Raw genomic sequence first — 13,814 nt, forward strand, 5'->3', positions numbered from 1 at the left:
TAAATAGCGGCAATACAGAGAATCAGAAAATCAGAGAAATGACAAAAATATCCGACATATCAAAACCTATTATCATTGCAGGACCGTGTAGTGCAGAAACAGAAGATCAAGTAATTCAAACTGCTCAAAAACTTAAAGCCGGTGGGAAGGTTGATATTTTAAGAGCAGGTATTTGGAAACCTAGAACAAGACCAAATTCATTTGAAGGAATTGGAGAAATAGGACTTGAATGGTTAATCAATGCGGGTAAAGAAACAGGGATTCCTGTCATTACAGAAGTGGCCAACGCAAAGCATGTTGAACTATGTTTAAAAGCGGGGTTTACCAAATTATGGATCGGAGCTAGAACAACAGTTAATCCATTTGCTGTGCAAGAAATAGCAGATGCATTAGAAGGTTCAAATGTTGAAATTCTCGTAAAAAACCCAATTAACCCTGATTTAAACTTATGGATTGGAGCGATTGAGAGATTTAAGAATGTGGGTATTGAAGAGGTTCACGCCATTCATAGAGGATTTTCATCTGTAATGAGCAGAAAGTATAGAAACGATCCTATGTGGGAAATACCTTTGGCTTTGAAAAGACATTTTCCTGATATCAATTTAATTTGCGACCCCAGTCATATCACCGGTAATAGGGATATGATATTTGATGTAGCACAAAAAGCTATGGATCTTATTTATGACGGATTAATGATAGAAACCCACATTGATCCTGAAAATGCCTGGAGTGATGCAGATCAACAAGTAACGCCAAATAGTTTAATTGAGATCATTGATAATCTTGTTATCAGAAAGGAGTCACCAGAAGGAATTCAAGTATCAGAAGACCTGAGCGAACTAAGATCAAAAATTAACGAAATAGATGCTGAACTGATCAAGTTAATTGCACAAAGAATGAAAGTTGCAGAAGAAATTGGTCAATATAAAAAAGAGCATAACATCACCATACTTCAACCTAAAAGATGGGCAGAAATTAAAGAACTTCAACTTGAAAATGCTGAACGCAATGGTTTATCTGCCAAATTTGTAAGTAAATACTTAGAAGCTATTCACCAAGAATCAATTAGACATCAAACGGCCGTGATGAATAAGAAATGAGGTTAAAAGTCAATCATATTGATTTAAAAGAAATAACTGCTCCGGCGTCAAAAAGCTATGCACAGAGGGCTATTTTAGCTGCATGTCTTTGTACTGAAGAAAGTGAGCTATATAATATTGGCAAAAGTGATGATGTTGGACACATTTTGAATGTTGCATTGCAGTTAGGAGCACAACTTAAAAAGGATGGTGATAGAGTAAATATTAAAGGTAATCTCACACCAACTGCCAGGTCATTAAATGTTGGAGAATCCGGATTGGGGCTGAGATTAACTGTCCCAATTGCAGCAGCTTTGGGAGGTGATTATGAAATTGTAGGCAAAGGATCATTAGTAAGTAGACCTGTAAAACAATTTGAATCATTTTTGCCACAGTTGGGAGTAGCGGTAACAACCAATAATGGTTTACTACCCGTTGAGATAAATGGTCAACTGAAGGGAGGTGAAATTACAGTAGATGGAAGTTTATCATCTCAATTTATTTCCGGATTAATGATGGCTCTTCCATTATGTGCACAAGACAGCAAGATCACAATAAAAAACCCTGTAAGTATTCCGTATTTGTTGATGACAAGTCAAGTATTATCTAGTTTTGGAATAGCACATTCCTATGACCACGATATCTTCACAGTACAGGGTAAGCAAAAATATGAAGCGAGCAATTATTATGTTGAAGGTGATTGGAGCGGAGCGGCTTTTTGGGCGGTATATGGAGCGATTAAAGGCGAGATAATATTAAATGGGTTAAATATCCATTCACATCAGGCAGATGTAAAAATTTTGGAAGCTATTGAAAAAGCAGGAGGGAATTATACCGTTGATCGATCTAATATTATAATTCGAGCAAATAAATTAATTCCTTTTGAATTTGATGCAACAGACTGTCCAGACTTATTTCCTCCATTAGTAGTGCTAGCTTCAGCATGTGCTGGAATGTCAAAAATTCACGGCGTTCGTCGATTAAAACACAAAGAAAGTGACCGAGGTGTAGTTTTAAAGAATGAATTTAATAAATTAGGCTTATTAATTGAAATTAAGGAAGATACCATGTTGATTCATGGTACAGGGAAACTTAATTCAGGCTACATTCATTCAAATAACGATCACAGAATTGCAATGGCAGGCGCAATAGCTTCTGTATTGACTGAAGACGGAATTGAAATAGAAAATGCTGAAGCCGTGAATAAAAGTTATCCCGCATTTTGGGATCATATTGAGCACGAATAGCAAAAATAAAATTGAAGTTTCTGAACTGAGTTATATAGATCAGGCAAGGTATACGCTATCTACTCGATTGTTCACCTTTTTAGCCATTTTATTGACCGCTTTAGGTGTTTTGAATTTGACCCAGGGAGACATTAATATGTATCCTCTTCTTGGCGGCGCTACTTTATGTGCCATTGTTTTATTCATTTTATATAGATTCAAAAATTACCGTATTGCTGCAATGGTAGCAATTGCTCTTAATTTGGCCATGACTATCTACAACATGTCAGTCACCTCTAATTTTGGCCATTTTGTAGACTTCTTCTGGATTGTATGTATGGCCATTTACATCTTTTTTGTACTTGGAAGAATTTGGGGAATAGTCAATATTTTTATAAATATCACAGCTGTGATGACGATATTTTTTCTGGAACAAAGTGGTGTGATAACAAGAGTTGTAAAAGAATTTACTCATTTTTCACAGTTCAATTTTGCTCTTAATATTATCATTTGCGGAATTGTCTTTTCTTATATCATTACAAAGGTTTTAGTAGCGCTTAGACATACTGAAAAAGCATATAAAACGGCTAATGAAGAGTTGATGCGAAGTAATGAAGAGAAAACTATTATGTTGAAAGAGATTCATCACCGGGTAAAAAACAATCTTCAAGTAATTACTAGCCTTTTAAGATTACAGCTTTATGAAGTAAAAGATGAGTCATCCAAGCACTATTTTGTAGATTCAATAAACAGAGTATCTGCCATGGCGATTATTCATGAAAAGATGTACTCATCTGAAAATCTTACAGCTCTTGACCTTGAACTTTACCTGAATACCTTAATAAGCGATTTAATTAGTTCTTACGCGGTAAACATTCGAATTCAAACGGAAATTTCATCTAATATTAAAAGCGTACAAACTGAATCTATTGTTCCATTGGCACTCATTTTTAATGAATTGGTATCAAATTCATTGGAGCATGCGTTTACAAAAAAAACGGATGGTGAAATCACTATTAAAGTGGAACAGATTTCACAAGATAAAGCGCATATCACCTACTCAGACAATGGTAAATGGATTCCTCCACAAAAAGATTATAGTTTTGGTCTTGAACTTATCTCAACCTTTACAGAGCAATTAGACGGCACGTGTAGTCGTACATCTGACGATAAAGGCACACATTATCATTTTGAAATAAACAGAACCTTATAGATTCATGCGTTGAGCATGTACAGATGTTTTTTCAGGATTCCATGGATCTTTGTACGATCTTTTGAAAAAGAACTCCTGGAAATAAGCAATGGTTCTCACCAATCTTAAATAATAACCAAAGTAGAATACCATACAAGGGATGTATACAAGGAAATAGGTGTAAGAAGCATTTGTTCTGGAACGGTATAAACTGTAAATAACAAACTTGGTGAAGTTGGTAAATGTATACAGCAAAATATTGGTGATGATAATGTTTACCAATTGAGATGGGAAATGAATCAACATGTCAATCAGATAGAAATACCACTTAAAATTTAAAATCAAGTTGTACGTGATATTCTCTAAAAAAGCAAAGAAATTTAAAAAGCTAAATGATTGATTAGGGATCAAAACGTCCTTGTGTTTTCTAATTCTAAAACGAATTAAGGATTTATCCCAACGCAATCTTTGTCGGGTCAATTTTTTAAAGGTATTTGGAACAGAAGTAAGACAAACTGCTTCTTGCTCAAACTTAATCTTATATCCAAGCTTTCTTAGTTTAACGGTAATATCACCATCTAATCCCGGACCAATATCCCAACCTTTTACTTGTTCTAAAGCATCTGCTCTAAAAGCACCAAATGCTCCTGAAATAATTCTGTATATTCCTAAATGAGATGTTACAACACGGCCAATACTAATGGTATCATAATACTCTATAGCTTGTAATGAAGTCACCAAAGATTCATCATAATTACGCACCATCACATTACCTCCAACACCTGCCACATCTTCATCCAGGTAAAATGGAATGATGATTTTCTCCATTGCGTCACGATCATACGAACAATCCGCATCTAAATGGACAATGTATTTCCCTTTAGTAAAACGCAAGGCAGTATTTGCCCCGGAAGCTTTTCCTCCTCTTACATCATTTCTAATAAAAACGTCAACCAATCCTGCCTTTTCAAGATCTCTACCAATGATTTCAGTATCATCATCTGAACCATCATCCACTACAATAATTTCAATATTCTTGTAAGTCTGTTCATTGAGTGACTTGATTAATTTATAAAGATGTTTTCCCTCATTTTTACCGGGAATGATGATAGAAATCAATGGATTTTCAAAGAGAAATTGCTGTCTGGCTTTGTCGTATTTTTTACGATTAATGAATTTGCTCAACTTCCATAGATTAAGCACAGCAAACTCCATTACAAAATATCTTAGAAACTCAAAAAAGATGTAAAACCAGAACAATCTGATGAAGTGCTCTACAGTTAAAGACTGTAAAAACCTGATATAATTGTCTAGTATTTCTTCAAACATTATGCAAAGGCCTTCGTCAATTGCTGAATATGCAATTGCGGAGACAATTTATGATCCAACTTAATTACTTCGTATTCAAACTCTACCTCAATATCCTTAAAAGTTGTAGCAATCAATCTCTTCAACATTTCTACAATCTCACCTAAAATACGCTTGGAAATTCTAGTTGGGATTTCGTTCATTGACAAGATAATTGTTGAAGAACTTTGGAATGAAATAATATCTGATGTACGGATATTGGATCTGATCACTTTCACAAGATCTTTCAACAACACTTTTTGCACCTCTGATCCCATTTTAGAATAAATCTGAGAAGGATTAGACAGATGTATTGCACAGATATTAGATACACCATCTGTTTGCTTAAGACGTTCAATCTCATACTTTAACATAGTTGAGAAAGTCTCAAACTTAACTGTTCCTATAATTTCTTCAATGTCTTTTGAAGTTGATACGAAACCGTTAATGGCTGAAATTTGTCCTTTTTTAGTCAGTGTATACTTTCTAATTTCTCTTCCTTTCAGCTGCTCCACCCCATTATCCTGTCCACATGACAAGCATTTAGCTTTCACATTAAAATCCTGAAACTTGTGGTCACAAGCTTTACATTCATGTAATACTGAAGGTTTATCATAATCTACTCCAATGTGACGCAGACGCTTGTTACATTTAGGACAATCCAACTGATCATCAATCTCATTAGTAAAATCAGACAATGGTCCTACATATGCACAAGGAAAGTGATGAATAATATCCTCTGTTGTAGAATTAGAACTTCCGCATTTAGGACAAACCTCTCTGTAACTCATGTGGCCACTTTGACAAGAAGGACACAAATAAATTCTATCTACATAATTGGAATCAAAAATCCCTTCTTTTTCAGCAATATCCAAAACATCCAAAGCCATGTGCTCGTCTCTTTGGTTAAAGTTTACCGATAGAATGGGATAACTGTAATTTGTAGCCGAATAGATATAAGGAATTGGTTCCAGAATCTGACTTTCACTTGTATACATGAAGCAGATGACCTTCTCAATCATTTGCGCTTCAAAAGATATGGAATTGGTAAAATGTAAATCTTGTGATTTAGTCAGTATTCTTTCAACTTCCGGAACTATCAATTCAATTTGATCAAGGCTAAACAATGTTCCATCAATCAATCTATTTACCAGGGGATCTGTAATAGTTTGACCTTTTAATAGAAATATTGGTTTTAAGTATACATCAGGACTTGCATGAGAACGTATTCTTCTAACAATCTGACGAATAAAGTCATTGTCATGAACATTAATAATAACGGCATTGTGGAACTGAACATTCTCCACATTCAAATCCAATGACTCAATCAACAGGAATGATAAACCTGCAAATTGCACGCTGGATTTTTCTTTATCTAATTTAATTTCAGCTGCCATTAAAATGTTCTTTTAGTGATTTTCACACTTAGCTTGTAATATTTTTTCCACATGTCCAGATCATTTTTACCAATTGGCAAAATATCTGCTGCTAAAGTACGTGTAGTTGGTTCAAATTTCTTTTGAAATTCTTCAGGTAAGATGTAGGTTGCAGAATAAAAACGATCTACAATACCTTGACTTTCTGTTCCATCAGCAAATTCAACATTTACAATATCACCTTCATGTAAATATCTCAAGTCCTCTTGACTAAAGAATCCTTTTATGTGAACGTTATTAGGCTGGTGGATTGATAAAATGTTCTCTGTCTTCAAGGCTACTTCAAATGCCATTTTGTGAATTCTGGTAACATTACCGTTAATTGGAGAAGTAAATATTTTGTATCCCTGTATATTCTCTACTCCTGCTAACATTACCATTTCTTTACCAGGTAGATTACTAAATATTGGCTGACCATTGTCATCAAAACCGGTAGCTCCGGTTCTTTGCATAATTTCAATTTTTTGTTGCTCTACCTCATCTTCTAACATATCTTTTAGGTGTCCTATTTGACGACGGTAAATACTATTTTGGCTATTCAACAGATTAATGTCAGATTCCAACTTAGCTATTTGATAATCCAGGTTTTCAAGGTTTGTATGTGAAACCGCATCTAAGATTACCTCATTCCTTACACGTTCCCTATCATCCTTGTAAACTTGTAATAGTTCTTGTTCATCTTTAATGCGAACAGTATTGAGATCTATACTTTTCTTGAGATTATAAATTTCTCGTTCAATCCAAGAATCTTTATTTCCACCACCTGCTATGCTTACAGAGTTAGATCCACCTCCATCTCCAAAATAATCTTCATCCAGGAAATATGTGAAAAGCGTATCACCAATCTCTACATCATCTCCCTCTTTCACCATAAATTCTAAGATTCTGATATCATCTGTATGTCTAATGTCAACACTTTCAAATAACACCTGTCCGTTACCTTCAATGTAGAAATAAGAATTAACGATAAACCTTCCGGTAAAGAATAAGAAAAGTGCCAACAATACCAAATAAACGAAACGGTCCCAATTAAATGAGCGTTTACTTTTACGGGCACTCTGTTCTTCAAAGTACCTTAAGTAACTTTCTTCCTTTCGTTTAAAATTTACACTTTTCATTTTTTCACAAGTAGTCCTCTACTTCTGTATATTGATTTCATCAAATGAAATCATCCTTCTCAAGTCGTGATACGCAAAACGTTTCACTGCGGTTAGTTTACTTAACTCTTTTATTTTCTCTTCCATCTCAATTCTGCTGCCAAAGTCTTCTGTTCTCAAAGCCAGTACAATTTTATCCTTAGCATAGTCTAAAAATGGAGTCACTTTTCTATCTATGTAATCACTGTCAACATTTTCATAACACATAAAGTACACTTCATCAGCTAATTGCAAAATTTGATCAATCGTTTGATGACTGTAGTGTAACGGTATAGAAACAGCTAATCTCAACTCACGCTCCTCACAATACGTCTTTATTTTACCTAACATCTCCAAATATTGTTTCGTTAATCGCTGTCTTTCAGTACTCCACTCTTCAAAAGTATGAGGTTCAACATCCAAATGAATCCCTTTTGGTTTCACCACATTATACTTTTTAATCACTTTATCTACATAGGATGCAGGATCTTGATCAAACATCAAATCATTCTTCCCTATCATAAAAGTGATCTCCGCATTTTGTTCAGCATATTGCATAAAAACATCCTTGCCTTTTACAGTATCTTCTAATCCAACTGCTACAACCACCTTTTTAAACTCATTGTAAATCGCATATTCAGTTAAAAACTCAGGAGAATAATCTGCAAAAGTTTTTGACCAAACATAAACTGAACGTTCTTTGTCATCAATGTACTCATTGATCTCCGTCACTGTTTGGTATTGCACTATATCACGGATATTGGAATAAGGAATTTTAGAATGAATCTTCAATGCCTTTAGATACATGTTCTGTAGTAGATCAATCAGCTCAATGTCAATTCTCAATAAATCATCATGTAAGTCTAATCCTGCTAGAGGATCTATATTTGAATCTTGTAATCTTACCTTCACCTTCTCTACCCTCAGCTTCTCCATAAACAGTTTACGCTTTTGAATAAAACCAATAAACTGCTTCATCTTATAACGGAATTCATATCCGATATCCAGGATATTCTCATGTAAAGAAGCTCTGTCCTGCACTAGCCTTTCATTGTCGTATTTGTATCGTTCGTTTTCAACTTCATTTCTCAATTTGGTATTGAAAGGTATTGGCACATTGATGTTGACACCTGCAGAGAAAAACGATCTATTTTGTGGACCAATTAGATCGTAATAATTAAACCTTGCGTATGGACTCAATGACATCTCATGATACCATGAATAATATTTCTTGTATTGGCGTTCAGCAAGCAAACTATCTGTTTGTTCGCCCAACATTTTAAAAATTTTAGGATAATTAAGATCAATCAAAGGAAGATTATCCTGACTAAAACTTATCTCTTCAGATGAAGGATTCAAATACAGATTATACTCTTGATATACATTAATTAAACTTTGAACTTCAGCCAATCTACTTTCCATTTCAATTAGCTTCTCTTTTTTAAGACGTTTCATGTACACCAACTCAGACACTAGCTCGTACTGCTTTTTCAATTGTCTTTCTCTTTCGTATAGCAATTTGATTTTGACAACATTGAAAGTGTAAATTGTGTAATCAAATCGCTTTAAAAAGTTATAGCTTTCGATAGTTGAGCTATGGTTCAGTTGTTCTCTTAAAATCCTGTCTTCTAAAATTTTTGCTTTTGCTCTATTCTCAAGAAAACCACTTTTAAGCACATCCCATTTAGCTCCAACACTAAATTTTCTGTTATAAACCAGATTATCCTCTAAATCACCAACTGTGGGATTGATGTTTTCTAGATATGAACCGGTAAGTGAAAGACCGTAATCTCTTTCAGCTAGTTCCAATTGTTTCTCTAAATAAGCAGAATTGGTGGCTGTAGTTTTAGATTGCTGTAATGATGAAATGTAGTCAATGACTTTTAATGAAGTATCCTGAAAACCAATAGGCTTATATGATGATTCACCAAACAATTCTTCAAGAACAGCAACTTTCTTAAAGAAAAGAGAATCACCCTGAGCATACGAAAGCTTGCCCAGCAAAATTAACAGGCATATCAAATAAGTTTTCCCCACAGTTTCCAAAAGTCCGACAAAGATAGTACTTTATTAGACGAATTCCATATTAGCTTCGTTTAACGATTGTATTAAAAAAAGGTTACGTCAATCGTTTTACCACACTTAAAATGGCCTTTAGGACACTGGGACTTTCCGTGTAAACCACAAGGTCTGCAATCTAGCTTTTCTGTAGTTTGTTTTATTGTTGAATTATCAGATAATGGGCCAAACCCAAATTCAGGAATAGTTGAGCAAAAATAGGCAGTCACGGGGGCATTACACGCAGAGGCAAGGTGAAGTGGAGCCGAATCATTTACATGAGTCATGATAGCCATAGAGATAAGTGCCGAAGACGCTAATAATGAAAGTTCTCCGGCTGCATTATGCACGTTTTTACGTTTGGATTTTTCTACAATTTCATCCAATAATTTTTTATCGCTATTGGCTCCAATCAATACTATTTTAACATCTTCTTTGTATTGTTGAATAATTTCTATCCATTTTTCTAACGGCAATGCTTTGGTATACCAAACTGATGAAGGAGCTAAAACAACTATTTCTCCATCTCCTTTTATAGCAGCTGCTTTGTCAAGATCTGATTGAGCCGGATATAGCTTTGGTTTTTTAAGTTCAAACTCCCCTATTTCTTTAATTAGATTAAAATTCCTGTTGATTTCATGGGTACCGTCTTGTACCTGATGTTTTACTTTGTGGGTATAACAAAAACTAAACGGATTCTTATCAAATCCTACCTTAATTCTTGATTTTGCTCGCCAAGCAAACCAGCCTGTAGAACCAAATCTTTGAAGATTTATAAGCAAATCATACTTTGTTTTCTTAACCTCTTTCAGGATAGATTTGAGGTTTTTAAACTTTTGATTCTTTTTATCCCAAACGTATACTTTATTAATAAATGGATGATTCGCCAGTAGTCCTTCATTACCTGAACGAACAAGCACATCAATTTTAGCTTGCGGTAGTTTATCATGTATAGATTCCAGCAATGCAGTCGCTAGAATAACGTCACCAATAAAGGCCGTTTGAATAATCAATATTTGATCTAATCTTTCGATAAATGGGCGTATTGTTCTCTTACATCTGAATCAATAGGAATAGCATTTCCGTGCTCATCAATTCTAACAAAAATGAAAATAGTTGAACATACTATTTGTTCTTGTCCAGTATAAAAATTGTAGCTTCTTGCCTCAACATAAATGGTCATTGAAGAATTACCAACACTTTTTACTTCGCCGTATATATTTACTTGATTTCCAATTTTAACCGGTTTTTCAAAATTTGTTTCATCTATCTTAACCGTAACCATATTTGGATTTCTGCATAAACTACACGCCCAAGTTGCTGCAGTTTCATCTAACCAAGACAACATAATACCACCGAAAAGATTTCCGTGAACTCCAATATCTTTACCCATGCAGAGTTTAAGTGCTAATTTTTCCATTTACTTTTTACTATTTTCAATCAACTTTTCATAAGTAGACCTTTCATTTTTGTATCTATTTCTTTCAACTTTACTCAATGCAAATTTAAAAGCTCCTTTGGTCCAAAAAGATTCAACATTAACTCTTTTAATAAATAAAGAATTTTTATGAACAGAATTACTTCCTGGTATTGTTGTGAAATGAAACTTGTAATTATCTTGAATCAATTTCAATGCTAAATCACCTACACTCATCAAAGTATTATTGGGAGAGCAGAACATCTCCACTTTGCAATTTAGTTTTGACTCAATTATTGACTTACAATTGACGATCTCATCAACAATTGAATTGTGATCCAAATCTTTAGTCAAAATATGATTATGAGTATGAGCCCCTATTACATTACCATTTTTATATAATTCGGCTAATTTATCCCAATTGATGGCGACAAAGTCTTCATTACCATTATCAATATTTGCATTAATAACTGGTCTAATATTTTTGATATAAAAGGCTTTTCCGTCTTCCGAATCTATAAAGCCTGGAACTACGAATAAAATCGAATATACACCCTTGTTATTTAGGTATTTAATAGTTTTCAAATTATTCAATAATCCGTCGTCAAATGTCAATAAAACATATCTTTTACTTTCATCAAGCTTTCCTTTCATGAACTCTTCTAGATCAGAAGGATTTAAAAAAGTGAATTTATTTTCAAGGTAAGTAATTTGCTTTATGAAAGACTGGTGTAATTTTTCAGGAGTACTATGATAATTAAGAACTAATAAGTCTCCTTTAGAAATTCCTAAGCCGAAAATGGCAGTATAAACATTTCCAATTATGGTTTTAACAAAATGTCCTTTTGTATGATATAATCTATTAAATCTCATGTTACCATGTATCTATATCGGATCTAAACAATCTCCAGCTTTCATCTAAATCCAATTGACCTTTCCAATTGACTGGATGTGTAATGAAATGAACACTTTTATTAAGAGGTTTAAATTTCTTTTCTCTTAAAATGTCTAATAATTCATCAGAGGCCGCATTGTTTACTGCAATTGTAATTATTGAAATAAATTTTAAACTTTTACATGCTTTAATTAATGCTTGAAAAGCAAGGTTTAAAAATTCTAAAGAACTATATGAACTTTGGATATCTCCTATTATAAGTTCATTAATTACTTTTTTTCGAACATTTATTTTTACTTCAAACTGACACACTTCATTCTCATCTTCAAAAACGAAATAGTAATAGGTGTTTTCTGATAATTTATTTCTCCATTTTATAAATTCAGTTGTTTTGTTGAACCTAAACTGTTCTTGGATTGACTCTTTAATCATTAAAGGTTCTGTTCTGAAAAACTGCCCAAGCTTAACCTCTTTTATACTTCGAATAATGGAAACCGGACCTAAAGGTTTAACATACCATTGGAGATCTAATACATTATTCCATCCTGCTCTTAAAAAACTATTGTATGATGCTTGAACAGGAAACCCCATTAGAAAATCAATTCCCTGTCTGAATTCGTCCTCATGTATTGCATTGAGTAACTTTCCAAAAATTCCTTGACCTCTAAATTCTGGGTTAACCAAAGAATTACCCGATTGAAAAGAATTAAACACCTGTTCATTTAATTTATATGGCCAATAAAAAAAGGATTGAAATCCAGCCAACTTATCTCCCTCAACCGCAGCATATCTAACACATTTATCTTGCTGATATGGCGTTTCATAAAAATTTTTAAAGTATAACTGAAACTCTTCCGCTTTAAAATCATATTGCTCACAAAACATTTTAGTGACCTGATCAAGCATCCAATCTTCGTACTTAATTATATTTATAGCCATTTAGATAACTGAATTGAGAGGATGAAAATACTAATTTTATATGAGGAATTGGCAGGATATTTTGTTTCCTGCGTTAAGGAATTATCTAGAAACAATGAAATTTATATAATATGCGAACAGCCAAATAATTCTGCTCCTTTTGATTTCTCAAACACTTCCTTAAACATAAGTTTTAAGAACGAGTACACTTATGGATCTCTTTTACAAAAAGTGAAAGAAATAGAGCCAGATGCAATTTTCGTAGGTGGATGGAAAACTCCTATGTTCAATCAAATTTGCAAGATGTATTCTAAGAAAATAAATGTCGTTCTTGGATTTGACAACGCGTGGAAATTCAGCATTAAACAATTCCTCAATATTGTGAGGTTTAGATTATATAAAAAGAATTCTTATACAAAGTGTTTTGTACCAGGACAGAAACAAAAAAAATATGCCAAGTTGTTAGGTTTTAAGGAGATTAACATTAGTATGGGAGCCTATTCATGTGATTATGAACTTTTCAACAATTATTATGAAAGTACCTTTTCTGAGAAAGAAAAAAACTTTCCAAAAAGATTATTGTTCGTTGGAAGATACAGTAAAGTAAAGGGAATAGAAAAACTTTGGAATTCATTTATTGAAGTTGTAGAACAGACAAATAGCAATTGGGAGCTATGGTGTATCGGTAAAGGTGAAATCCCTGCTTTAAATCATCCAAAAATCAAACATTTGGGCTTTATTCAACCTGATCAGCTTGATGAAGTTATCAGAGAAACAGGTGTATTTGTATTACCCTCTAATTTTGAACCTTGGGGTGTTGTTATACATGAATACGCCCTTGCGGGATTCCCTATTATAAGCTCTACAGAAGTTGGAGCAAATGAAGATTTTGTTTTGCCTGATCAAAATGGTTGGATTGTAAATCCAAATAATTCTGACGAGCTAAAAAAAGTAATATTAAAGGTATTTAGCAAAAACACAGAAGAGCTAATTGAAATGGGAAAAATAAGCCATGAATTGGGAGGCAAAAATACTCCACAAAAGTGGGCAAAATCTCTTATGAATCTGATGCAAAGTTAGTTCGATTGCTTTTTTGATTTATTAACTTTG

12 protein-coding genes are annotated in these 13,814 nt (G+C 33.6%); 4 read left to right on the forward strand and 8 right to left on the reverse strand.

Translation table 11 applies throughout. From position 1 onward, the window contains the following. Nucleotides 1–38 precede the first annotated feature (38 nt). The 3 genes from K6119_RS04650 to K6119_RS04660 are packed head-to-tail and all read left to right on the forward strand — an operon-like array spanning nucleotide 39 to nucleotide 3,518. Nucleotides 39–1,100 (forward strand): chorismate mutase, encoded by a 1,062-nt coding sequence (locus tag K6119_RS04650; protein ID WP_221835840.1) that lies wholly within the window; start codon nucleotides 39–41, stop codon nucleotides 1,098–1,100. Beyond that, entirely contained in the window at nucleotides 1,097–2,326 is a 1,230-nt protein-coding gene (aroA, locus tag K6119_RS04655) for a 3-phosphoshikimate 1-carboxyvinyltransferase (RefSeq protein WP_221835843.1), read from the forward strand. Before K6119_RS04650 ends, aroA begins: the two co-directional genes overlap by 4 nt. Beyond that, nucleotides 2,313–3,518 carry a sensor histidine kinase gene (locus tag K6119_RS04660; protein WP_221835846.1) on the forward strand — a complete coding sequence of 402 codons (1,206 nt, stop codon included), beginning with the start codon at nucleotides 2,313–2,315 and terminating at the stop codon, nucleotides 3,516–3,518. Before aroA ends, K6119_RS04660 begins: the two co-directional genes overlap by 14 nt. Here the strand turns inward: K6119_RS04660 and K6119_RS04665 are convergent. The 8 genes from K6119_RS04665 to K6119_RS04700 form a co-directional block, all read right to left on the reverse strand. After that, on the reverse strand, nucleotides 3,513–4,826 hold the full coding sequence (locus K6119_RS04665) for a glycosyltransferase family 2 protein (protein WP_221835847.1): 1,314 nt from the start codon (nucleotides 4,824–4,826) through the stop codon (nucleotides 3,513–3,515). The genes K6119_RS04660 and K6119_RS04665 overlap by 6 nt on opposite strands. Further along, the gene (locus K6119_RS04670) at nucleotides 4,826–6,241 is read right to left on the reverse strand and encodes a TackOD1 domain-containing metal-binding protein (RefSeq protein ID WP_221835848.1); all 1,416 of its coding nucleotides are present in this window, start codon (nucleotides 6,239–6,241) and stop codon (nucleotides 4,826–4,828) included. The genes K6119_RS04665 and K6119_RS04670 overlap by 1 nt, the downstream gene beginning before the upstream one ends. Continuing rightward, nucleotides 6,241–7,398 (reverse strand): HlyD family secretion protein, encoded by a 1,158-nt coding sequence (locus K6119_RS04675; RefSeq protein WP_221835851.1) that lies wholly within the window; start codon nucleotides 7,396–7,398, stop codon nucleotides 6,241–6,243. Before K6119_RS04675 ends, K6119_RS04670 begins: the two co-directional genes overlap by 1 nt. 18 nt (nucleotides 7,399–7,416) lie before the next feature. Beyond that, on the reverse strand, nucleotides 7,417–9,420 hold the full coding sequence (locus tag K6119_RS04680) for a hypothetical protein (RefSeq protein ID WP_221835854.1): 2,004 nt from the start codon (nucleotides 9,418–9,420) through the stop codon (nucleotides 7,417–7,419). A gap of 104 nt (nucleotides 9,421–9,524) precedes the next feature. Beyond that, nucleotides 9,525–10,487 (reverse strand): glycosyltransferase family 9 protein, encoded by a 963-nt coding sequence (locus K6119_RS04685; protein ID WP_237828098.1) that lies wholly within the window; start codon nucleotides 10,485–10,487, stop codon nucleotides 9,525–9,527. Between the two features lie 8 nt (nucleotides 10,488–10,495). Next, nucleotides 10,496–10,894, reverse strand: a complete 399-nt coding sequence (locus tag K6119_RS04690) for an acyl-CoA thioesterase (RefSeq protein ID WP_221835857.1) — start codon at nucleotides 10,892–10,894, stop codon at nucleotides 10,496–10,498. Beyond that, nucleotides 10,895–11,764: a polysaccharide deacetylase family protein gene (locus K6119_RS04695; RefSeq protein ID WP_221835860.1), complete on the reverse strand. Its 870-nt coding sequence runs from the start codon at nucleotides 11,762–11,764 to the stop codon at nucleotides 10,895–10,897. Nucleotide 11,765: 1 nt separating this feature from the next. Then, nucleotides 11,766–12,725 carry a GNAT family N-acetyltransferase gene (locus K6119_RS04700; RefSeq protein ID WP_221835862.1) on the reverse strand — a complete coding sequence of 320 codons (960 nt, stop codon included), beginning with the start codon at nucleotides 12,723–12,725 and terminating at the stop codon, nucleotides 11,766–11,768. Between the two features lie 21 nt (nucleotides 12,726–12,746). Between K6119_RS04700 and K6119_RS04705 the strand changes: the two genes are divergently transcribed. Continuing rightward, nucleotides 12,747–13,784: a glycosyltransferase family 4 protein gene (locus K6119_RS04705; protein WP_221835864.1), complete on the forward strand. Its 1,038-nt coding sequence runs from the start codon at nucleotides 12,747–12,749 to the stop codon at nucleotides 13,782–13,784. Nucleotides 13,785–13,814: the final 30 nt, after the last annotated feature.

The sequence above is a fragment of the Paracrocinitomix mangrovi genome, from assembly GCF_019740355.2.
Taxonomy (GTDB): domain Bacteria; phylum Bacteroidota; class Bacteroidia; order Flavobacteriales_D; family Crocinitomicaceae; genus Paracrocinitomix; species Paracrocinitomix mangrovi.

Bases quoted from the DNA above. Each gene is read 5' to 3' on its own strand.
- K6119_RS04665 (WP_221835847.1), bottom strand. From the start codon at position 4,826: ATGTTTGAAGAAATACTAGACAATTATATCAGGTTTTTACAGTCTTTA.
- aroA (WP_221835843.1), top strand. From the start codon at position 1,097: ATGAGGTTAAAAGTCAATCATATTGATTTAAAAGAAATAACTGCTCCG.
- K6119_RS04650 (WP_221835840.1), top strand. From the start codon at position 39: ATGACAAAAATATCCGACATATCAAAACCTATTATCATTGCAGGACCG.
- K6119_RS04670 (WP_221835848.1), bottom strand. From the start codon at position 6,241: ATGGCAGCTGAAATTAAATTAGATAAAGAAAAATCCAGCGTGCAATTT.
- K6119_RS04705 (WP_221835864.1), top strand. From the start codon at position 12,747: ATGAAAATACTAATTTTATATGAGGAATTGGCAGGATATTTTGTTTCC.
- K6119_RS04690 (WP_221835857.1), bottom strand. From the start codon at position 10,894: ATGGAAAAATTAGCACTTAAACTCTGCATGGGTAAAGATATTGGAGTT.
- K6119_RS04700 (WP_221835862.1), bottom strand. From the start codon at position 12,725: ATGGCTATAAATATAATTAAGTACGAAGATTGGATGCTTGATCAGGTC.
- K6119_RS04675 (WP_221835851.1), bottom strand. From the start codon at position 7,398: ATGAAAAGTGTAAATTTTAAACGAAAGGAAGAAAGTTACTTAAGGTAC.
- K6119_RS04695 (WP_221835860.1), bottom strand. From the start codon at position 11,764: ATGAGATTTAATAGATTATATCATACAAAAGGACATTTTGTTAAAACC.